This is a genomic window from Nonomuraea sp. NPDC050153, assembly GCF_044460125.1.
GTDB lineage: Bacteria > Actinomycetota > Actinomycetes > Streptosporangiales > Streptosporangiaceae > Nonomuraea.
In genome coordinates this window covers 457699-477683 of the sequence record NZ_JBITJQ010000002.1, presented here as the reverse complement: position 1 = coordinate 477683, position 19985 = coordinate 457699, and the positions used below count along the sequence as shown (strand labels likewise).

The 19985-nt window shown below is 71.0% G+C and carries 19 protein-coding genes; 10 read left to right on the top strand and 9 right to left on the bottom strand.

Features of this window, described 5'->3' with window-relative positions:
• Positions 1 to 12 precede the first annotated feature (12 nt).
• The gene (locus tag ACIBQ1_RS06435; protein WP_397274954.1) at positions 13 to 987 is read right to left on the bottom strand and encodes a GNAT family N-acetyltransferase; all 975 of its coding nucleotides are present in this window, start codon (positions 985 to 987) and stop codon (positions 13 to 15) included.
• Between the two features lie 42 nt (positions 988 to 1029).
• Positions 1030 to 1275: a DUF2630 family protein gene (locus ACIBQ1_RS06430; RefSeq protein WP_397274953.1), complete on the bottom strand. Its 246-nt coding sequence runs from the start codon at positions 1273 to 1275 to the stop codon at positions 1030 to 1032.
• Positions 1276 to 1457: 182 nt separating this feature from the next.
• Here ACIBQ1_RS06430 and ddaH point away from each other — a divergent pair, with 182 nt between their 5' ends.
• Positions 1458 to 2204 (top strand): dimethylargininase, encoded by a 747-nt coding sequence (ddaH, locus tag ACIBQ1_RS06425; protein ID WP_397274952.1) that lies wholly within the window; start codon positions 1458 to 1460, stop codon positions 2202 to 2204.
• A 191-nt stretch (positions 2205 to 2395) separates the two neighbouring features.
• The gene (gene leuA, locus ACIBQ1_RS06420) at positions 2396 to 4102 is read left to right on the top strand and encodes a 2-isopropylmalate synthase (RefSeq protein WP_397274951.1); all 1707 of its coding nucleotides are present in this window, start codon (positions 2396 to 2398) and stop codon (positions 4100 to 4102) included.
• A gap of 45 nt (positions 4103 to 4147) precedes the next feature.
• On the opposite strand, the gene ACIBQ1_RS06415 is transcribed toward leuA, so the two are convergent.
• Positions 4148 to 5056 (bottom strand): LysR family transcriptional regulator, encoded by a 909-nt coding sequence (locus tag ACIBQ1_RS06415; RefSeq protein WP_397274950.1) that lies wholly within the window; start codon positions 5054 to 5056, stop codon positions 4148 to 4150.
• Positions 5057 to 5193: 137 nt separating this feature from the next.
• Here ACIBQ1_RS06415 and ACIBQ1_RS06410 point away from each other — a divergent pair, with 137 nt between their 5' ends.
• Positions 5194 to 6600 (top strand): M20 family metallopeptidase, encoded by a 1407-nt coding sequence (locus ACIBQ1_RS06410; protein WP_397274949.1) that lies wholly within the window; start codon positions 5194 to 5196, stop codon positions 6598 to 6600.
• A 35-nt stretch (positions 6601 to 6635) separates the two neighbouring features.
• Entirely contained in the window at positions 6636 to 7928 is a 1293-nt protein-coding gene (locus ACIBQ1_RS06405; protein WP_397274948.1) for an MFS transporter, read from the top strand.
• 377 nt (positions 7929 to 8305) lie between these two features.
• Here ACIBQ1_RS06405 and ACIBQ1_RS06400 read toward each other — a convergent pair whose 3' ends face one another.
• The gene (locus ACIBQ1_RS06400; RefSeq protein ID WP_397274947.1) at positions 8306 to 8998 is read right to left on the bottom strand and encodes a TetR/AcrR family transcriptional regulator; all 693 of its coding nucleotides are present in this window, start codon (positions 8996 to 8998) and stop codon (positions 8306 to 8308) included.
• Between the two features lie 114 nt (positions 8999 to 9112).
• On the opposite strand from ACIBQ1_RS06400, the gene ACIBQ1_RS06395 reads away from it, so the two are divergent.
• The 3 genes from ACIBQ1_RS06395 to ACIBQ1_RS06385 are packed head-to-tail and all read left to right on the top strand — an operon-like array spanning position 9113 to position 11264.
• Positions 9113 to 9466: a YrdB family protein gene (locus ACIBQ1_RS06395; RefSeq protein ID WP_397274946.1), complete on the top strand. Its 354-nt coding sequence runs from the start codon at positions 9113 to 9115 to the stop codon at positions 9464 to 9466.
• Positions 9467 to 9468: 2 nt separating this feature from the next.
• Positions 9469 to 10380, top strand: coding sequence for an NAD-dependent epimerase/dehydratase family protein (locus ACIBQ1_RS06390; protein ID WP_397274945.1), 912 nt, complete (start codon positions 9469 to 9471; stop codon positions 10378 to 10380).
• Positions 10377 to 11264, top strand: a complete 888-nt coding sequence (locus ACIBQ1_RS06385; RefSeq protein WP_397274944.1) for a Gfo/Idh/MocA family protein — start codon at positions 10377 to 10379, stop codon at positions 11262 to 11264. Before ACIBQ1_RS06390 ends, ACIBQ1_RS06385 begins: the two co-directional genes overlap by 4 nt.
• On the opposite strand, the gene ACIBQ1_RS06380 is transcribed toward ACIBQ1_RS06385, so the two are convergent.
• From ACIBQ1_RS06380 to ACIBQ1_RS06365, 4 genes are read right to left on the bottom strand one after another with little or no spacing between them, the layout of a single operon-like run.
• Positions 11248 to 12069 carry a trypsin-like serine peptidase gene (locus ACIBQ1_RS06380; protein ID WP_397274943.1) on the bottom strand — a complete coding sequence of 274 codons (822 nt, stop codon included), beginning with the start codon at positions 12067 to 12069 and terminating at the stop codon, positions 11248 to 11250. The genes ACIBQ1_RS06385 and ACIBQ1_RS06380 overlap by 17 nt on opposite strands.
• Before the next feature lie 57 nt (positions 12070 to 12126).
• Positions 12127 to 13131, bottom strand: coding sequence for an acetamidase/formamidase family protein (locus ACIBQ1_RS06375; protein ID WP_397274942.1), 1005 nt, complete (start codon positions 13129 to 13131; stop codon positions 12127 to 12129).
• On the bottom strand, positions 13128 to 14495 hold the full coding sequence (locus tag ACIBQ1_RS06370; RefSeq protein ID WP_397274941.1) for an APC family permease: 1368 nt from the start codon (positions 14493 to 14495) through the stop codon (positions 13128 to 13130). The genes ACIBQ1_RS06375 and ACIBQ1_RS06370 overlap by 4 nt, the downstream gene beginning before the upstream one ends.
• A 52-nt stretch (positions 14496 to 14547) precedes the next feature.
• Positions 14548 to 15627, bottom strand: a complete 1080-nt coding sequence (locus tag ACIBQ1_RS06365; RefSeq protein ID WP_397274940.1) for a substrate-binding domain-containing protein — start codon at positions 15625 to 15627, stop codon at positions 14548 to 14550.
• Between the two features lie 49 nt (positions 15628 to 15676).
• Between ACIBQ1_RS06365 and ACIBQ1_RS06360 the strand changes: the two genes are divergently transcribed.
• Positions 15677 to 16123 carry a MarR family winged helix-turn-helix transcriptional regulator gene (locus ACIBQ1_RS06360; protein WP_397274939.1) on the top strand — a complete coding sequence of 149 codons (447 nt, stop codon included), beginning with the start codon at positions 15677 to 15679 and terminating at the stop codon, positions 16121 to 16123.
• 87 nt (positions 16124 to 16210) lie between these two features.
• Here ACIBQ1_RS06360 and ACIBQ1_RS06355 read toward each other — a convergent pair whose 3' ends face one another.
• Positions 16211 to 17488: a Glu/Leu/Phe/Val dehydrogenase gene (locus tag ACIBQ1_RS06355; RefSeq protein WP_397274938.1), complete on the bottom strand. Its 1278-nt coding sequence runs from the start codon at positions 17486 to 17488 to the stop codon at positions 16211 to 16213.
• Positions 17489 to 17705: 217 nt separating this feature from the next.
• Here ACIBQ1_RS06355 and ACIBQ1_RS06350 point away from each other — a divergent pair, with 217 nt between their 5' ends.
• A complete protein-coding gene (locus ACIBQ1_RS06350) occupies positions 17706 to 19253 on the top strand; it encodes an alkaline phosphatase D family protein (RefSeq protein WP_397274937.1) in 1548 nt (515 codons plus the stop codon).
• A 5-nt stretch (positions 19254 to 19258) separates the two neighbouring features.
• A complete protein-coding gene (locus tag ACIBQ1_RS06345; RefSeq protein WP_397274936.1) occupies positions 19259 to 19972 on the top strand; it encodes a class I SAM-dependent methyltransferase in 714 nt (237 codons plus the stop codon).
• The last annotated feature ends 13 nt before the right edge of the window (positions 19973 to 19985 follow it).

Here is a 19985-nt window from a genome sequence, read left to right as displayed (position 1 = left end):
CCCCCGAACGGCCTACAGCTCCAGCCGCCACTCGTTCCATTCGTCGAAGAGCTCGAAACCCATGGCCTCGTTGATGGCCAGCATGTGGGCGTTGGACGTGGCGTTCCAGGTGATGATCCGCTCCAGGTGCGGCTCGTGCTCGCGGAGCCGGAGCAGGTTGGCGATCTTGAGCAGCAGCCCGAGGCGGTGGCCCCGGTGCCCGGCCAGCACCGTCGTGTCGGCCTGGTGTCCCCAGCCGTTCGAGCGGTCGGCGTCGAGGTAGACGCGCGTGTATCCGGCGGGAGCCCCGTCGGCGTCGCGGCGGGCGATCATCGAATAGCTGGTGAAGCCACGGTCGCGGATGCCTTCCTCGCGGTCGCGGATGCGGTCGAGGCTGAAGTCGAAGTCCTCGATGCCGGCGTCGCGCGGGGCGTCGTTCATGCCGTTCATCAGGGCCGCGAGATCGGGGATCAGGCCGGGGTCCGCCGGCCCGGTCCAGCGTTCGAGATGGTAGCCCTCGACGCTCGGGAGCATGCGTTCCAGGGCGTCCCAGTCGGCCTTGCGGAGATCCAGCACGCGGCGGGCCTCGGCGACCGCGACCGTCATGCCGTGGGCGAGCGCGAAGCGGGCGCCCACGCCGGTGGTCGGCGTCTCGGTGAGGAGCAGGCTCCTGCCGTGGTGGCGCAACCTCTCCAGCGCATGCTCGAACAGAGCCGAGCCCAGCCCCCGGCCGCGCCGCTCGGGACGCACGACAAGGGGGAAGATCCAGCCCATGTGCGTGTTGTCGAGCTGGGAGAGCGACAGGCCGTAGCCGCCGACGACCTCGCCGTCCTCGACGACCACCCACAGCTCGGCCCGGTCGCCCGGCGAGTGCCTGGCGATGTCGTGGCGGAAGTGGGCGAGCGACATCAGAGGGCCCGGATCGTCGACGTAGGCCGCCGCGTACGCCTCGTGCAGGCCCGTGACCAGGTCGCCCGGCCGGTCGAGATCGATGGGCTGGATCCACATGTGCCCAGCAAAGCGCACGGACGACGGCCGGGGCGAGCGAATTTACTGGCTGTAGTTCTCGACCTCGTTGGCGGGGCGGGCGGCGGCGTTGTCGGGGTCCTCGCCCGCGCTCCGCCTGGCCCGGCGCTGCCTGAGCAGGTCCCAGCACTGGTCGAGCGCCGTCTCCAGCTGCTTGATGCGCTCGTGCTCCTCGTCCGTGGTCACTTCGCCCGTGGACAGCCGGTTGCGCAGCTCGTGCTCCTCGTCGACCAGGGCACCGATTCTGGTGAGAATTTCGTCGTCCCGCATGGCTGAACTCTAGTCACTGCCACCGATGGGTCTCCCGCTCCGGGCACGTTCCCCGCCGCACTTCGGCTGAGGTCCTTTGGAGGGGAGGGGGCGCCTCCCTCAGCGAGGAGGTCTGGCGGCGAGGGGCTGGGGGTGGGAGGCCCGGCCGCCTGGTCTGTGGCGGTGCGTGATAGAACACGGCCATGCCCGGCCTCGCGCTCGTCAGGAAACCCGGCCCCCGGATCGCCGAGGGCATCGTCACCCACCTCCAGCGCGAGCCGGTGGACGACGGACGAGCGCGCCACCAGCACGACGCGTACGTGGACGCGCTGGCCGCCGCCGGGTGGCGGGTCACGTACGTGCCGGACGCCGACGAGTTGCCCGATGCGCCGTTCGTGGAGGACGCGGTGGTGGTGTCGGGGCGGCTCGCCGTACTGACCAGGCCGGGGGCGCCGGAACGGCGGCCCGAGGTGGAGTCCGTGGCCGGGGCCGTGCGGGAGCTGGGGCTCAAGGCGGTCAGGATCGTGCCGCCCGGCACGCTCGACGGGGGCGACGTGCTGCAGGTCGGGCCCACCGTGTACGTGGGGCGGTCGGCCCGCTCCAACGACGAGGGGATCGTGCAGCTCGCGGGCCTGCTGCCGGAGCGCGAGGTCGTGCCCGTGGACCTGAACGGAGTGCTGCACCTGAAGTCGGCGGTGACCGCCTTGCCCGACGGGACGCTCATCGGCGACCCGCGCCGCGTGGACCTGCCGGGGCTGCTCGTGCCGCCGGAGGAGTCGGGGGCGCACGTGGTGCTGCTGGGCGGGGACCGCGTGCTGATGGCCGCCTCAGCACCCCAGACCGCCATAATGCTCGAAAAACGCGGATTTAGCGTGACGAAGGTAGATATTTCGGAGTTTGAGCGGCTGGAAGGCTGCGTAACCTGCCTCAGCGTCCTGGTCCCGGACTGACTGAGACCCGCCGCCTTCTCAGGATCTGAGATCCGGGACAGCGCATCGCGAGACGTCTGGTAACGTGCATGGCATGCTGCGCGGGCTGCTTCTTAGCTGCCGCGGCGGGGGCCTCTGAGGCCGGCTCCCTCGCCGCGGAGCCAGTCGTGCGCGTCGGCCGTTTTCTTCCGACCGACGAGGAGCCAGCAGACATGACCGCCCAGCAGCCCAGTTCCATGCCGATCCATCGCTATCAGGCGTTCGAACCCATCCGCCTGACCGACCGCACCTGGCCCGATCAGGTCATCACCAAGGCGCCCCGCTGGTGCGCGGTGGACCTGCGGGACGGCAACCAGGCCCTGATCGACCCGATGGACTCCCACCGCAAGCTCCAGATGTTCGAGCTGCTGGTACGCATGGGCTACAAGGAGATCGAGGTGGGCTTCCCGGCCGCCTCGCAGACCGACTTCGACTTCATCCGCCAGATCATCGAAGAGGACCGCATCCCCGACGACGTGGTCATCCAGGTCCTGACCCAGGCCAGGCCGGAGCTGATCGAGCGGACCTTCGAGTCCATCGAGGGCGCCAAGCAGGCCATCGTCCACCTCTACAACTCGACCTCCACCCTCCAGCGCCGCGTGGTGTTCGGCCTGGACAGGGACGGCATCACCGCCATCGCCGTCGAGGGCGCCAAGCTGGTCAGGAAGCTCGCCGAGGCCACCGACGTCGACGTCCACTTCCAGTACTCTCCCGAGTCGTTCACCGGCACCGAGCTCGAATACGCCGTCGAGGTGTGCGACGCGGTCAACGACGTGTGGCAGCCCACCCCCGACCGCAAGGTCATCATCAACCTGCCGGCCACGGTCGAGATGGCCACCCCCAACGTCTACGCCGACTCGATCGAGTGGATGCACCGCAACCTCAAGCACCGCGACTCGATCGTCCTGTCGCTCCACCCGCACAACGACCGCGGCAGCGCCGTGGCCGCCGCCGAGCTGGGCTACATGGCGGGCGCCGACCGCATCGAGGGTTGCCTGTTCGGCAACGGCGAGCGCACCGGCAACGTCTGCCTGGTCACCCTGGGCATGAACCTGTTCTCCCAGGGCGTCGACCCCGAGATCGACTTCAGTGACATCGACGAGATCCGCCGGATCACCGAATACTGCAACCAGCTGCCCGTGCACCCGCGCCACCCGTGGGGCGGCGAGCTGGTCTACACCGCCTTCTCCGGCTCCCACCAGGACGCCATCAAGAAGGGCTTCGAGCACCTGGAGCGCGACGCGGCCGCGGCGGGCGTGCCGGTCGACGAGTTCACCTGGGCGGTGCCGTACCTGCCGATCGACCCGAAGGACATCGGCCGCACCTACGAGGCCGTCATCCGCGTCAACAGCCAGTCGGGCAAGGGCGGCGTCGCGTACATCATGAAGGCCGACCACCAGCTCGACCTGCCGCGGCGGCTGCAGATCGAGTTCTCGAAGGTGGTGCAGGCCCGCACCGACAGCGAGGGCGGCGAGATCAGCCCCGCCGCGATGTACGAGATCTTCCGCGACGAATACCTGCCCAACCCGGCCAACCGCTGGGGCCGCCTCAGCCTCATGGCCCACCGCCATGAGTCCACGGTGGACGACAAGGACCGCATCGGCGCCGACGTCCGGATCGACGGGGAGATCCGCGAGATCGCGGGCACGGGCAACGGCCCGATCTCGGCCTTCACCGACGCCCTGACGGGGGTCGGCATCCAGGTGCGCGTCCTCGACTACGTGGAGCACGCGATGAGCGCAGGCTCCGACGCCAAGGCCGCCTCCTATCTGGAGTGCGAGGTCGACGGCCGGGTGCTGTGGGGCGTCGGCGTCGACGCCAACACCACGACGGCCTCGCTCAAGGCCATCATCTCCGCGGTCAACCGCGCTTCGCGCTGACCTCGTTCTCCCGGTACGGCCGGTCGCCCCAGGGGCGGCCGGCCGTCACCGTTCCCCGGGGCTCAGCAACGACACCAGCAAGGCCGTGAACTCCGTCACCGACCAGGGCGACCGCCGGCCCGGCGCGGTCTGCACCTGGGCCTCCCGCTGGCGGAACACCGGGTGGTCCAGCCGCACGTAGGCGACCCCTTCGGCCGGCGCGTCCCGGCGCAGGTCGCCGAGATCCCCCACGAGCGCGATGCCGCCCCCGCGGCGGACGAACTCGTGCAGCGGGCCGAGCCAGTCGCAGACCAGCACCGGGCGGACCGTCAGCCCCTCGATCTGCGCGCCGATGTCGAAGAGCTCGCGCTGGCTGGTCCCGGTGGAGGCGAGGGCCAGGGGATGCTCGCACAGCTCCGCCAGCCCGACCCGATCCCGCCCGGCCAGCTCGTGCCCGAGCGGGACGATCGCGACCACCGGGATCACGACGGCGCACTCCACCCGTACGTCGTGCTGCGGCCCCATCGCATAGGTGACGGCGACGTCGGCGATCCCCTCGGCCACCCGGCGGGTGGCCTCCTGCCGGGGGACGACGTCGAGCTGGAAGGTCACGTCGGGGTGGTCGCGCCGGAAGGCCGCCATCGCCCGCGGGACGATCCGGCGTGCGAACCCCTCGGAGCAGGCCACCGTGACGTTGCGGGCATCGGCCCCGCCCCCGGTCCGCAACTCCTCCACCAGGGCGCACGCCTCGGCCTCGCTGCGGCGGACATGGGCGAGCAGCCGGGACCCGGCCTCGGTCAGCGCCATCCCGCGCGGATGCCGGACGAACAGCGGCACCCCGCACCCGGACTCCAGCTTGGTGATCTGCCTGCTGATCGCCGAAGGCGCGACGGTCAGCGTGCGGGCCGCCTCGGTCACCGACCCGGTCCGCGCGACCTCCAGGAAGTACGAGAGGCCAACTGGCAGGAGTTGCATCGGACCTCCGGGTCTTGCCTGAACGCGGGTTTGCCAATAATAGAACGCTGAGTGCGGCAAACGGCAATGGTCCCCGCTCACGAACGGCCCTACGCTGCTGACCAGCGCGGTGCCCAGACTCCCCGGAGGAACCTCTCGTGATCCCAGCGAACCTCGTCGAACAGGCGGAAGAGTACGTCGATTCCGGCGCCTTCTTCACCGACCTGGCCGCGATGGTCTCCTATCCCACCGAGAGCGCCAGACCCGAGAGCCGTGTTGCCGTCAAGGCATACCTCGACGAGGTTCTGACACCCGCGCTGGTCGATCTCGGGTGCTCCGTGACCGAGTACCCCAACCCCGACACCAGTGGGGGTCCGTTCCTCGTCGGCACCCGGGTCGAGTCCCCCTCGCTGCCGACGCTGCTCTGCTACGGCCACGCCGACGTGGTCGACGGGCACGCCGGCCGGTGGAGCAGCGGCCGTGACCCGTGGACGCTGACCGCCGACGGCGACCGCTGGTACGGCCGGGGATCGGCCGACAACAAGGGGCAGCACCTGATCAACCTCGCGGCGCTGCGCCTGCTGCTCGCCGGCCAGGGGAGGCTCGGGTTCAACCTGATCTTCCTGTTCGAGTCCGGCGAGGAGGTCGGCTCGCCGGGGCTGGCCGAGTTCGCCGCCGCGCACCGCGCGACGCTGCGGGCGGACGTGCTGATCGCCTCGGACGGCCCGCGCCTGGACGCGGCGACGCCGACGCTGTTCCTCGGGTCGCGCGGCGGTGTCGACATCGAGCTCGACGTCGATCTGCGCCCCAACACCTATCACTCCGGCAACTGGGGCGGCGTCCTGCGCAACCCCGCCACCACCCTGGCGGGCGCGATCACGAGCTGCGTCGACGGGCACGGGCGGGTCCAGGTGCCCGCCCTGCTGCCGCCGGAGCTCCCGGACGCGGTACGCGCGGCGCTGGCCGGCGTCACCGTCGCGAACAGCCCCGGCGACCCGATCCCCGACGAGGGCTGGGGCGACACCGGCCTGACCGCCGCCGAGCGGCTGTACGGCTGGAACACGCTGGAGGTCCTGTCGATGGGGTCGGGCGACGTCGACAACCCCGTCAACGCGATCCCGGGCCGGGCCCGCGCGATCCTGCAGCTGCGGTACGTGGCCGGGACCGACGTGAGCGGCGCGGAGAAGGCCGTCGCCGAGCATCTCGCCGCCCGCGGCTATCCGATGGTCGGCGTACGCGTCCTGCGCCACTTCCCCGCCAGCCGCACGGCGCTCGACGACCCGTGGGTGCGGTGGGCCAAGGGGACGCTGGAGCAGGCGACCGGCGAGCCCGTCGCCCTGCTGCCGAACATCGGCGGCTCCCTGCCCAACTTCGTCTTCACCGACGTCCTCGGCCTGCCGACCCTGTGGCTGCCGCACTCGTACCCGGGCTGCCTCCAGCACGCGCCCGACGAGCACCTGCTCGGCGCGATCGCCCGTGAGGGCGTCGTGCTGGCCGCCACGCTGTTCCACGCGCTCGGCAACCCTTCGGCCGACCATCCTCTCCCCGCTCGCCGCCCGGCCTGACGACGTCAGCCGCACCCCCACCGGAAGGACCCCCGATGGCCGTCGCCCCGACCGATTCGACCCCGCCCGCCACGCGCGGATCCGCCAGACGCGCGATCGCGGCCGCGACCATCGGCAACGCGCTCGAGTGGTTCGACCTCGCCGTGTACGCGCTGATGGCGGCCTACATCGGGAAAGTGTTCTTTCCCGATGGTGCCCCGGGCGTCCAGTTGGTGCAGGCGTATGCGGTGTTCGGCGTGACGTACCTGATCCGTCCGCTCGGAGGGCTGCTCATCGGCGCGTACGCCGACCGGCACGGGCGCAAGAAGGCGCTGGTGCTGACGATCTGGCTGATGGTCCTCGGCACGTTGCTGATCGCGATCATGCCCGGCTACGCGACCCTCGGGCTCCTCGCGCCGCTGGGGATCGTGATCGCGCGGCTGATCCAGGGGTTCGCGGCCGGCGGCGAGTTCGGGGCCGCCACCTCGTACCTGGTCGAGCAGGACGAGAGCCGCAAAGGCTTCCTCGGCAGTTTCCAGTTCGCCAGCCAGGGGCTCGCGACCCTGATGGCCTCCGGGTTCGCCGCGGGTCTGACCGCGGTGCTGTCGAAGGAGCAGATGGCGGCCTGGGGCTGGCGGGTGCCGTTCGTGTTCGGCCTGCTGGTCCTGCCGGTCGGCCTCTACATCCGCAGGTACGTCGCGGAGTCGCCGGCGATCACGCGGGCGCCCGGGACGGAGGGGAAGCCTGCCTCGCCGATCCGGTCGGTGTTCCGCGACCACTGGGGCGGCCTGCTGATCGCCGGTGGCGCGCTGGTCATCTCGACCGCGCTCAACTTCATCCTGCAGTACATGCCGACCTTCGGGATCGAGGAGCTGGGCCTGAACGATTCGCTGTCGTTCGTCGCGCTGCTCATCACCGGGGTGACCCTGACCGTCGCGACTCCCGTCGTCGGCCTGCTGGCCGACCGGTACGGCCGGCTGAAGATCATGATCCCCGCGGCGGTGCTGATCGGCGGGAGCGCAGTCCCGCTGTTCCTCTGGCTCACCGCGGCGCCGTCCTTCCTGACCCTGACGCTCTGCATGACGGTGCTCGGCCTGCTGAAGGCCGCCTACTTCGGCGCGCTGCCGTCGGTGATGGCCGACGCGTTCCCGGTGGACGCCCGCGCGACCGGCCTGTCGTTCAGCTACAACACGGCGGTCGCGATCTTCGGCGGGTTCACCCCGGCCATCGCCGCGGCGCTCGTCTCGGGGACCGGCTCGCAGGTCTCGCCGGCGTACTACCTGCTGGCCGTCTCGTTCCTGAGCGTCGCCGCGCTGGTCCGCGGGAACCGGACCCGCGGCCTGCGCTGAGCTGACATTCGCGCGCTGTTCACGCGGGGCTGAGCAGGCCCATCACGGTCCTGCCATGCCTGATCGCGCTCCTCGCCACCAGGGCGGCCATCCACACACTCACCAGCGCGCTCGTCGTCACCATCACCACGAACGCCCCTGACGCCCTCTCCAGGCCCACTTCGGGTAGAGGCCGAGCACCGCCAGGGCCACCGCGCGCATCATGCAAGCCCCCAAGCCGCTCCCGTGCGCCTGGCGCCTGCCTGCTCGATGCGGCGCAGGGTGGCGAGCTGCTCGCCGAGCGCCGAGCGCCCGCTGTCGGTGATCCGGTACGGCTTGCGCCGCTCGTCCGACTCGACCGGCTCGATCCAGCCGCGCTCCTCAAAACTTAGTAAGTCTTACTGAGCAAGTCCGAATGCCGAACCCGCCAGCCGCATCGAGTGATCGAACGCCGCGCGCCTGTTCTCGATCGTGTTGTTGAACTGGCCGAACACCTCGAAGTTGACCCACCCGTACAGCGCGGTCCACGCGGAGAGGCCGCGCCAGAGCACGTCGTCGGGCACGCCGGGCATGAGCCCGCGGATGTTGGCCGCCTCCGCCGCCAGCTCGCCCGGGACCTCGCCCGCGGGGGCCTGGATCGCGCCCGCGGCCCAGGCGTCGGAGACGATCCGGCCCAGCACGGTGACGTCACGCGCCCGGGCCGCGACCGTGTCCTGCGGCGCCTGGTAGCCGGGCACGGGGGAGCCGTAGAGCAGCGCGTACTCGTGCGGGTGCGCCACCGCCCAGTCGCGTACGGCGTGGCAGGCCGTCATCCACCGGCGCGGGTAGTCGTCCTGCGGGCACTCGGCCTCGGCGCGCTCCACGGCCTCACCGAGGGCGTTGTAGCCGTCGATGATCAACGCGGTCAGCAGATCATCGCGGCTCGGGAAATAGCGGTAGATGGCCGAGGAGACCATGCCCATCTCCCGGGCGACGGCCCGCAGCGACAGGCCGCCGGCGCCTTCGGTGGCGAGCTGGCGGCGCGCGATGTCGGTGATCTCCCTGGTGAGCTCGGCCCTGACGCGTTCTCTGGCGGTGCGGCTGGCTGTCATGAACAGCAGGTTATCAGAGCGGTGCCAAAAAACGAGAGCACTGCTCTTGACGATCCCTGCTCTCTTGAGAGAGCATTGCTCTCGTAAGCGAATGGCAGTTCACGGAGGACCACAATGCTCGGCATCGTCAAAGGCGCCAACGCGGCTCTGATGTTCTTCCTGGAGCTCGGCGTGCTGGCCTCCGTGGGTTACTGGGGCTTCACCCTGAGCGCCGCCTGGTGGATCAGGGTGCCGGCCGGGGTGGGCGGCGTGGCGCTGTTCATCACCGCGTGGGCGCTGTTCGGCGCGGGCGGGGGCGCCAACGCCACGTTCCCCCTCACCGGCCTGGCCCGTGCCGCGCTGGAGATCCTCTGGTTCGGCGGCGGCGCCGCCGCACTCTACGCCGCTGGTCTGGCGACCCCCGCATACATTTTCTTCGTCCTTTTCGTGGTCAATGCGGCACTCCGCATCGTCTGGAAGCAGGTCTGATCATGGGCAAGCACGTCGTCGTAGGTTCCGGCCAGGTCGGCACGCATGTGGCGAACAAGCTCCTCGCGCAGGGCCACGAGGTCACCGTCGTGACCCGCTCGGGCAGCGGCCCCGAAGGGGCGGTCAGGGTGGCCGCCGACGTCTCGGACCAGGCCCGGCTGATCGAGGTCGCCAAGGGCGCCGACGTCCTCTACAACTGCGTCAATCCCCGATACCACCGCTGGCTCGCCGACTGGCCGCCGATGGCCGAGTCGTTCCTGGCCGCCGCCGAGGCGAGCGGCGCCGTGTACGTGATGCTCGGCAACCTCTACCCGTACGGGCCCGTCACCGGTCCCATGACCGAGGACCTGCCGCTCGCCTCCACCGACCCCAAGTTCCAGGTGCGGGCGAAGATGTGGCAGGACGCGCTGGCCGCGCACGAGGCGGGCCGGATCAGGACGACCGAGGTGCGCGGCTCCGACTACTTCGGCCCCGGCGCCACCGACCAGTCCTACCTGGGCGACCGGTTCCTCGTGCCGCTCAGGGCCGGCAAGGCCATCCAGCTGGTCTACCCCCCGGACGTGCCGCACAGCTGGACCTACCTGCCCGACGTCGCGGAGGCGCTGATCGTGGCCGGCGGCGACGAGCGGGCCTGGGGCCGGCCGTGGCACGTGCCCACCGGCGACCCGCTGAGCTTCCGCCAGATGGGGGAGCGGATGGCCGCGCTGCTCGGGCGGCCCGCGCCCAAGTTCGCGCAGCTCCCGTGGCCGCTGGTCAAGGCGGCCGGCCTGTTCTCTCCCATGATCGGGGAGCTCGGCCACGTCAGATACCAGTTCACGGAGCCGTTCGTGCTCGATTCCTCGGCCTTCCAGACCACTTTCGGTGTCGCGCCGACCCCGATCGAGGCGGCGCTCAAGGCTACGCTCGACGCGTGAAGATAGCCGTGATCGGCCTGGGCGACATCGCGGAGAAGGCCTACCTTCCCGTCCTCGCCGCCCAGCCTGCCCTCGACCTGCACCTCTGCACGCGCAACCAGGCTCGCCTGGACCGGCTCGGCGACACCTACCGGATCGCCGGGCGGTCCACGGGCGTGGATGAGGTGATCAAGGAGGGGGCCGACGCGGCGTTCGTGCACGCGGCCACCGAAGCACACCCGCAGATCGTGGAGCCCCTGCTCAAAGCCGGGATCCACGTCTACGTCGACAAGCCCATCGCCTACACGCTCCAGGAGTCGGAGCGGATCGTACGGCTCGCGGAGACCGAGGGGAGGTCCCTGATGGTCGGCTTCAACCGCCGCTACGCCCCCGGATACGCCGGGCTCGCCGCCCACCCCCGCCATCTCGTCCTCATGGAGAAGAACCGCGAGAACCACCCCGGCGACCCGCGCCGGGTGATCTTCGACGACTTCATCCACGTGGTGGACACCCTCAGGTTCCTCGCCCCGGGCCCGGTGACCGGCACCAGGAGCCGGACCCGCGTCAAGGACGGCCTTCTGGAGCACGTCGTCCTGGAGCTGACGGGCGACGGCTTCACCGCCATCGGCGTCATGAACCGGGCGAGCGGGGCCAGTGAGGAGACGTGCGAGGCCATGGGCGACGGCGCCAAGCGCCGCGTGGCCAACCTCGGCGACGTCGTCGACTACCGGGGCGGTGAGACGCTCGCCCGCCGCCCCGACTGGGTGCCGGTGGCCAGGCAGCGCGGCATCGAGCAGATCTGCCTCGACTTCCTCGCCGCCGTGCGCGACGGCCGCCGGATCGCCGCCGACGACGCTCTGGCCACCCACGCGATCTGCGAGGAGATCGTCAGCCGGATCGCCTGAGCATCTCCCTGTCGGCCTTGGCGAACATCCGCTCGAACACGGGCCCGCCCAGCCTGGTCAGCACGGTGTAGCCCTGCGCGTCGGTCATCGGGCTGGACGACGACACGACGCCGGCCAGCGCGTCGCCGTACAGCGCGGGCCCGCCGCTCCCGCCGGCGGCGGCGTGGCAGTTACGCGTGATCATCAGCCCGGGCCCCTCGGCGGCGGCTTCGGCCGCGTCGCCCACGCACCGGTACATCTTCGTGCCCGGATAGCCCTTGCCCGCCGGGTAGCCGAGCAGTTCGAGCCCGCGCAGCTTCGTGCCCCTGGTGGTGCGCATCGGCCGCAGGCCCCGGCCGGTCACGGCCTCCAGCGGGCGCTCGTGGGGCGCCACGCCGATCAGACCGACGTCGTACGGCAGCAGATCCGCCGAGTACGGCTCGCTGCGCCACCTGGCGGGCACCCACATGCGCACGGCCGGCCAGACCCCCAGCCGCGGCTGCCCCAGGTCGTAGTCGGGCAGGAAGGTCACCTGCTGGAGCGCCCGGCCGTGCTGGTGCAGGCAGTGCGCCGCGGTCAGCACCAGGCTGCGGCTGCGCGAGCCGATGACCGTGCCCCCGCACAGCACGTTCGTCCGCGTCACGGGGTCGCGCCCGAGCAGGACCCCGGTGAGCCGCCGCGCCCCCGTGTAGGGGCGCGGGACGGGCGCGTAGCCCAGGCGATCACCGTCGGGCGTCAGGATCCGGGGAACGGGGACGTTGCGTTGCGACACCTCGGCGACGGCGGTTGGGTCGAGCAGGACCAGAGACAGCACCAACCTGAGCACACACCCACCTTAAGGTGACGATGATCAGTGCTCTGACCTGCGACATCAATCTTTACCTCAACTTGTGTACCGAGAGCCCAGCGCGCGCAGCCGGGCGTGCGCCGACTCGTACGCGGCCGGCCCGCCCAGGTACGCCTTGGGCACCTTCGCGACCATCGTGTAGTTGGTGTCGCACACGTTCCCGACCGGCGCCTGCCCGGCCTGGCTGACGAGCTGGTAGGCGTCCAGCGTGTCCAGCCCGGTCAGCTCCGACGTCCAGGTGACCAGATCATGCTGGCTGATCCGGTACGCGTCCTCCAGCGGCCTGGCCGAACCCGTGGACATCAGGTGCAGATCGTCCTCCAGCCGCGGCCACGGCGTCGCCACGCCCTTGACCAGCTCGACCGCGACCACGGTGTTCATGGCCGACTCCACGGCGGTGCCGCAGACCTCACCGTGCCCCTGCAACCCGTGGCCGTCGCCGATCGAGAACATCCCGCCCTCGACGTTGACCCCCAGGTAGACGGTGACGCCCGCGCGCAGCTCCGGGGTGTCCATGTTGCCGCCGTGCGCGTCCGGGGTGATCGTCATGCGCGCCTCGCCGGCGGCGGGGGCCACGCCGACCGTGCCGTGCATCGGGTCGAGCGGCAGCGCCACGCTGAAGTCGCTGTTGCGGGCGTGGTAGACGGCCACGCCCTCGCCGAGGTCGATGTCGTACCGCCAGACCCGCTCCTCCAGCGGCGGCTGCAGCGTGGCCGTGGTGTGGGTGCTGGTCAGCGCGCCGAAGTGGGGGAACGTCGTGGACACCGCCCAGTCCCTGGCCGGTGTGATCCTGACGAAGTGCAGGGCCAGCGTGTCGCCGGGCTCGGCGCCCTCCACGTGGAAGGGGCCCGTCACCGGGTTCAGGTAGGGGAACTCACACACCCGCGACGGCAGGTCGTCCACGGTCCGGACGCGGCCGCCGAAGCAGTCCTCGGTGTAGAGCTCCAGGATCGTGCCCGGCCGTACCTTGCCGACGGCCGGGCGCCCTCCGAAGGTGTAGCTCAGGTCCTCCGGGGCGGGACGGTAGGAGACGACGTTCACTTGACCTCCGAGGGGAGTACGGGCCGGCGGCCGCGGGCGTAGGCGACGCCGAGGACGACCAGGCCGGCGGCCAGCCAGATGCCGCCGACCCATTGGGCATAGACGCTCTGGTTGAGGACGACGGCCATCAGGACGACGACGCCGATCACGGGCGCGACCAGGTGCGCGAGCCAGTTGCGGCTGCGCCGCCTGATGACGTAGTGGACGACGACGGAGACGTGCAGCAGCAGGAACGCGGTCATGGCACCGAAGTTGACCAGCGAGGTCAGCTCCCCGATGCCGGTCGTCCGGGTGCTCATGTAGACGCCGAGGACCAGCGAGAGCGCGGCCACCACCAGGGTCGCGTTGACCGGCACCTTGCGCTTGGGGTCCACCTTGGCGAGGAACGAGGGGAGCTGGCGGTCGCGGCCCATCGCGAACAGCAGGCGCGAGGTGGCCGCCTGCGCGACCAGCGAGTTGGCGAACCCCCACGCGACGGCGGTGGCCACGGCGGTCAGCACCGACAGCCAGTGCCCGCCGGCGAACTCCGCGGTGGTGTAGAACGCGGTGCCCGCCGCGTCGTCGTTCGCGATCAGCGCGTCGCGGCCGGGGGTGAGCAGCGCGGCGACCCAGGTCTGCGCCACGAACAGCACCGCGGCCAGCGCCAGCGCGGCCACCATGGAACGGCCGAGCCGGCGGGCGTCCTCGCGGTTCTCCTCGGCCAGCGTGGAGATGCCGTCGAAGCCGAGGAACGACAGCACGGCCACCGACGTGGCGGCCAGGACCACGCTCCAGCTGAATCCGGCCGACTCGAAGATCGGGGTGAACGCGCCGGTCTGCGCCTTGCCCTGGGCCAGCGCGACGCCACCGGCCACCAGGAAGATCGCCAGGACCGCGAGCTCGGCCACCAGCATGATCCGGGTGATCCTGGCGGTCATCTGGATGCCGAGGTAGTTCACGACCGTGTTGAGGACGACGAAGGCCACCAGCCACAGCCAGACGGGCACGCCGGGCACGAACTGGTTCATGGCCGCGCCGGCCACGAGATAGAGCAGCGAGGGCACGAGCACGTAGTCGAGCAGGATCGCCCATCCGGCGATGAACCCGACGGGCGCGGCGACGCCCCGGCCCGCGTACGTGTAGACCGAGCCGGCCATGGGGAAGGCGCGGGCCATCTGCGCATACGACAGCGCCGTGAACGCCATCGCCACCAGGCCGACGACGTACGCGAGCGCCACCATCCCGTGGGAGACGGCGAAGACGTGGCCGAAGATGCCGAACGGCGCGATCGGCACCATGAAGATCAAGCCATAGATCATCAGGTCGGCGAAGCCCAGGGAACGCTGGAGTTCCTGGCGGTAGCCGAACTGCTCGACTGTGCTCATGTACGGCTCCTAGCTGCGTGGGGGGCGATTCGCACCCTAGAGCCAAAGCTTTCTACTGAAAAGGTTTCTCTAGAAAGAATCCCAGGCCGTCGGCCCTGCCCAGGTGCACGGGATGGCGTACCTGGCGGTCGATCAGCGTGAGCGTGCCCCGGGCGCTGGTGATCCGGGTGCCGTCGGCGACCGCGTCGAGCGCGGGCACGGCCAGCGACCCCGCCCGCGCCGCGAGCGCGGCCAGCATCGCCACGGCCTCGTAGCAGCCGTGGCCGTGGGCGTTCAGCATGGGGGCGTCCGCGCCGAACCTGGCCGCGTACCGCTCGGCGAACCCGAGGCCGGCCTCGGTGGGCAGGTCGCGGAAGTAGCCCATGGACGCATACAGCTCGCCGGTGACGTCGCCGCCGACGCCCAGCAGGCCGTGCTCCTCCAGCGCCCCGCACAGCCGGGCCGCGCCGAGCCCGCCGGCCGCGTAGGCCCGGTTGAACGCCATGAGGTCGCTGCCGATCAGCGTCAGCAGGATGGCGTCGGGGCGCGCGGCCGCCACCTGGTCGAGCCGGCCGACGGCCTCGCCGTACGCGACGAAGCTCTCGCCCACCACGCTGGCGCCCCGGGCGCGCAGCCGCCTGCGGGCGCTGGCGTGCACCAGGCGCGGCCAGATGTAGTCGTTGCCCAGCAGGTACCAGCGGCGGGCCCGGCGCGTGCCGGTCAGCCACTCGATGCCCGGCGCGAGCTGCCTGCCCGGGGTCTCGCCGAGGAAGTAGACGCCCGGGGCGTGGCCGCCGCCCTCGTACGGGGGCGCGTACACGAACGGGACCCGCCCGCCGATCGCGGCCACCACCTCCACCCGAACGTCGCTCGCGTGGGCGCCCGCCACGGCCTGCACCGTCTCCGAGCCGACCAGCCGGGCCACCTCGGCCGCCACCTCGCCCGCGGGCCTGCCGCCGTCGATGAGCACCAGCTCGACCGGCCTGCCCAGCACGCCGCCCCCGGCGTTGACCTCCTCGGCGGCCAGCACCGCGCAGTTGATCGCGCACGGGCCCATCAGGCCGAGCACCCCCGACACGGGCACGACCAGGCCGATCCTGATCGACTCCGACGGTATGAGCCGCGCTTCCAGCGGATCGACGGTCGCCGACACGCCGACGAGTATCCTCCGTTCTAGCTCTCCGACGAAAGGACCTCTCTCCATGACCACCTCTGGGCTCGGGTCCTCACTCGCGTACCTGCTGAGCCGTGCGGAGCGCAGCGTCAACCGCGGGCTGGCCGCGGCGCTGGCCGGCGAGGACGTCACGGTCGAGCAGTGGCGCATCATGCGGGCGCTGGCCGACGGGCGGGGCGAGTCGATGGGCGAGCTGGCGGAGGCGGTGCTGATGCCGCACCCGACGCTGACCAAGGCGGTCGACCGGCTGATCGACCGGGCGCTGGTCTACCGCGGGCCGTCCAAGGGGGACCGGCGGCGGGTGGCGGTGTTCGTCTCGGACCGGGGGGCGGAGCTGCTCGCGCGGGTGGACGGGGCGGTCGCCGAGCATCATGGGCTGATCGCGGGGGCGTTCGGGTGGGAGCGCACGGAGCGGCTCATGCGCGACCTGGAGAGCCTCATGGAGGCCCTCGACCACGCCGAACTCCGCGTCTGACCCACGGCCCGCCTTTGCCCAGGGGCCCTCGGCCTGAGGGTGGGCGCGCGGTGGATGGTGGCGCGCCCACCTCGGGTTTCCCGGTGGTTACGGGTAGAGGCCGCGGAGCTGGTGGGCCTCGACGACGCGGCCCACGCCGATGACGTGCGCCGCCCGCCTGAGCGTCAGGTCGCGTTCGGCCGCCACCGACTTCACCTCGGCGAAGGCTTCCAGCATGAGCTCGTGCAGCTTGCGCTCGACCTCGTCGGCGCTCCACGAGTACGCCTGCAGGTTCTGCACCCACTCGAGGTAGGACACGATCACCCCGCCCGCGTTGGCGAGGATGTCGGGCACCACCGTGGTGCCGTTCGCCGTCAGGATCTCGTCGGCCTCGGGCGTGACAGGGCCGTTCGCGCCCTCCACGATCAGCCGGGCGCGGATCCTGGGCGCGTTGGCCTCGGTGATCGCGCCTTCGAGCGCCGCCGGGACGAGGATGTCCACGTCCAGCTCCAGCAGCTCGTCATGGGTCAGCTCGTCGGCCTCGCGGAAGCCGCGCACGCCCCCGGCCTCGGCCGCGTACGCGACCAGGGCGGGGAGGTCGAGGCCGCCGCGCGCGTAGACGGCGCCGGTGGCGTCGGAGACGGCCACCACCTTGCAGCCCGCGTCGGCCAGGAACTGCGCGGCCGGCGCGCCCACCTTGCCGAAGCCCTGCACGGCCACGGTGCGGCCGACGGGCGAGCGGCCGAGCGCGGCCAGCGCCGCGATCTGCACGCCCCGCGAGGTGGCGGACATGCGTCCGTGCGAGCCGCCCAGCGTCTTCGGCTTTCCGGTGACGACGCCGGGCACCGGGAAGCCGGTGTGGACGCTGTAGGTGTCCATGATCCAGGCCATGGTCTGCGCGTCGGTGCCGACGTCCGGAGCCGGGATGTCCTGCTCCGGGCCGATCAGCGGCATGACCTCGTTGACGTAGCGGCGGGTCATGCGCTCCCGCTCGCGCTCGGTGAGCGTGAACGGATCCACGGCCACGCCGCCCTTGGCGCCGCCGTACGGGATGCCGACCAGCGCGCACTTCCACGTCATCCACATCGCGAGCGCGGTGACCTCGTGGATGTCGGTGTCCGGATGAAACCGGAGCCCGCCCTTGGCGGGTCCCCGCGAGACGTTGTGCTGGACGCGGAAGCCCTGCACGACGTCCATGCGGCCGTTCTCGCGCCGGACCGGGACCGAGACGGTCAGCGACCGCCGGGGCGTGGCCAGCATCGTGCGGAGCCCGTCGTCGAGTCCGAGCTGCTCGGCGGCCTGGTCGAGTTGGTGGAGTGCGGAGTCGAGGGCCTGACGGCCCGGGGTGATCAGGGCCGGCGTCTTTGACGGCACCATGATGCTCATGGAAGAGAATCCTCCTGCTATGACGCCCTTTTTACGAGGGAAGCGCCATTGCCTCCCGCTTTGGGCGTTGTTGTCGCGATCATCCTAAGGCGGAGGGTTTCACCTTGCCTAGCGATCGAGGAAATCCGTGCCGTTAGTCAAGGTGCTATGGACCGTGCCACTCTGGCAGGCTTGCGTCCCGTCAGAGTGACGAATCGTAAATATCTCGGGGAGTGAGATGCCCGCACTCGTGATGGGGCCGATGCTGCGATATGTGGACTCGGTCAGCGCCTCGATCTGGGTGGAGACCGCCGAGCCCTGCACGGTCACCATCGAGGCGGACGGCAGGTCTTACCGGTCGCCTACCTTCACCGTGCACGGTCACCACTACGCGATCGTGGATCTCGTTGAGCTCTCCCAGGATATCGGGTCGTATTCGGTGAGGCTCGACGGGGACCAGGTATGGCCGCTGGCGGGTCGCCCGCCGAGCCGGATCCGGCTGCTGCCCGCCGACGGGCTGCGCAAGCTGGCGTTCGGCTCGTGCCGCACCAGCGTTCCGCACGACGCCGCGTACGTCCTGACCCACGGCGACGACGTCCTGCGCGCCTACGGCGAGCACCTCCCCACGGCGGAGGACGAGGAGTGGCCCGACCTGCTGGTGCTCCTGGGCGACCAGGTCTACGCCGACAACCCCTCGCCCGCGATGCTCGAACACATCCGGTCCCGCCGGAACACGGAGCCGCAGGGTGAGATCGCCGACTTCGACGAGTACGCCGAGCTCTACCGCCTGGCCTGGACCGACGAGGAGATCCGCTGGCTGCTGTCCACCGTGCCGAGCGCGATGATCTTCGACGACCACGACCTGCGCGACGACTGGAACACCTCGCAGCCCTGGCGCGAGCAGATGGTCACGGTGCCGTGGTGGCAGCGCCGCGTCGTCGCGGGGCTGGGGGCGTACTGGATCTATCAGCACCTGGGCAACCTCTCGCCGGCCGAGCGCGCGGAGGACCCGCTGCTGCGCACGCTGATGGACGGCGACGGCGGCGCGGCCCTCGACGCGTTCGCGGAGAAGGCCGACGCCGAGCCGAGCAGCAACCGCTGGAGCTACGCCCGCGACCTCGGCAACGCCCGCCTGATCATGGTGGACACCAGGTGCGCCAGGCAGCTCACGCCCGGCGAGCGCCGCATGCTCGACCCGGGGGAGTGGGCCTGGCTCGAAGAGCAGGTCGCCGCCCCGGCCGAGCGGCTGATCATCGGCTCGTCGATCCCGTTCCTCCTGCCCGAGGGCGTGCACGGGGTGCAGAACTGGAACGAGGCCCTGTGCGACGGCAAGTGGGGCGGGCTCGCGCGGCGGTGGTCGGAGAAGTTCCGGCAGCGCATCGACCTGGAGCACTGGGCGGCGTTCCGGCGTTCGTTCGAGGACCTGGCCAGGCTGCTGGTGAAGGTCGGCAAGCCCGTGCTGATCCTCTCGGGCGACGTCCACTACTCCTACCTGGCCAAGGCCGGGGCCGGGCAGATCTTCCAGATCGTCTGCTCGCCGATCCGCAACCCGCTCAGCCGCATGCTCCGCTGGGCCAACGTGTTCACCCAGTTCCAGATCGCGACGCTGGTCGGCAGCCTGCTGGCGCGGCTGGCGGGCATCCCGCGGCCGCCGTTCAGATGGCGGGTCACGAAGGGGCCCTGGTTCCAGAACGCGGTGGCCACGCTGACCCTGCCCGACGAGGTCACGTGGTTCGAGTCGGTCGGCGATGCGGTCCGGCCGATCGACTCCGTCCGCCTACGCTGAGGCGCATGCACAAGGATGATTACGCCGCCGCCGTGCCGTTCTACGATCTCTGGCACGAGGACGGGCATGTCCCGACGGTGCGCGGACTCCTTCCCCCGCTGCTGACAGAGGTGCGGCGGAGCGTGCTCGAGATCGGCGCGGGCACCGGCCTGATCACCGAGCTGATCGCCAGGGAGACGCCCGCCGAGATCTACGCCCTGGAGCCGTCGCTGGGCATGCGCTCGGTGCTGGTCAACCGCCTGGCCTCCGACCCCTCGACGCTGCGGCGGGTGACCGTGCTGCCGTACGGGGCGCTCGACGTGGAGGTGGACGAACCGGTCGAGGCCATCGTGATGATCTCCGTCCTGCAGAGCTTCGACGCGGAGGAGCGGGCCGCGCTGTGGCGGGTGCTGGCCAGGCAGCTGGAGCGGGGCGGGCGGCTGGTGTTCAACTGGCGCGAGCGGGCCGAGCCGGTGCCGGGCGATCTCGAGGTCCTGGGGTCGTACCAGGTCGGCAGGCACGCGTACGAGGTCGCCGGGCAGGTGCTGGAGGCCGAGGGGGAGAGGGTCGTCTCGCGCTTCGTCTACCGGATCAGGCAGCACGGCGTGGTGATCAGCGAGGACGAGGTGGTCCTCACGAACCACTGGCCCACCCGGGAGCGGCTGGTGTCGGAGCTGGAGGCCGCGGGCTTCACCCCGGACCCGGCGCCGGACGGGATGGAGGTGTGGCGCCTCCCGTAACCACAAGAAAAGT

Coding starts and splice junctions, on each gene's coding strand:
- ACIBQ1_RS06415 (WP_397274950.1), bottom strand. CDS start 5,056: ATGCAACTCCTGCCAGTTGGCCTCTCGTACTTCCTGGAGGTCGCGCGG.
- ACIBQ1_RS06345 (WP_397274936.1), top strand. CDS start 19,259: ATGCACAAGGATGATTACGCCGCCGCCGTGCCGTTCTACGATCTCTGG.
- leuA (WP_397274951.1), top strand. CDS start 2,396: ATGACCGCCCAGCAGCCCAGTTCCATGCCGATCCATCGCTATCAGGCG.
- ACIBQ1_RS06405 (WP_397274948.1), top strand. CDS start 6,636: ATGGCCGTCGCCCCGACCGATTCGACCCCGCCCGCCACGCGCGGATCC.
- ACIBQ1_RS06360 (WP_397274939.1), top strand. CDS start 15,677: ATGACCACCTCTGGGCTCGGGTCCTCACTCGCGTACCTGCTGAGCCGT.
- ACIBQ1_RS06400 (WP_397274947.1), bottom strand. CDS start 8,998: ATGACAGCCAGCCGCACCGCCAGAGAACGCGTCAGGGCCGAGCTCACC.
- ACIBQ1_RS06370 (WP_397274941.1), bottom strand. CDS start 14,495: ATGAGCACAGTCGAGCAGTTCGGCTACCGCCAGGAACTCCAGCGTTCC.
- ACIBQ1_RS06350 (WP_397274937.1), top strand. CDS start 17,706: ATGCCCGCACTCGTGATGGGGCCGATGCTGCGATATGTGGACTCGGTC.
- ACIBQ1_RS06390 (WP_397274945.1), top strand. CDS start 9,469: ATGGGCAAGCACGTCGTCGTAGGTTCCGGCCAGGTCGGCACGCATGTG.
- ACIBQ1_RS06435 (WP_397274954.1), bottom strand. CDS start 987: ATGTGGATCCAGCCCATCGATCTCGACCGGCCGGGCGACCTGGTCACG.
- ACIBQ1_RS06355 (WP_397274938.1), bottom strand. CDS start 17,488: ATGAGCATCATGGTGCCGTCAAAGACGCCGGCCCTGATCACCCCGGGC.
- ACIBQ1_RS06430 (WP_397274953.1), bottom strand. CDS start 1,275: ATGCGGGACGACGAAATTCTCACCAGAATCGGTGCCCTGGTCGACGAG.
- ACIBQ1_RS06395 (WP_397274946.1), top strand. CDS start 9,113: ATGCTCGGCATCGTCAAAGGCGCCAACGCGGCTCTGATGTTCTTCCTG.
- ddaH (WP_397274952.1), top strand. CDS start 1,458: ATGCCCGGCCTCGCGCTCGTCAGGAAACCCGGCCCCCGGATCGCCGAG.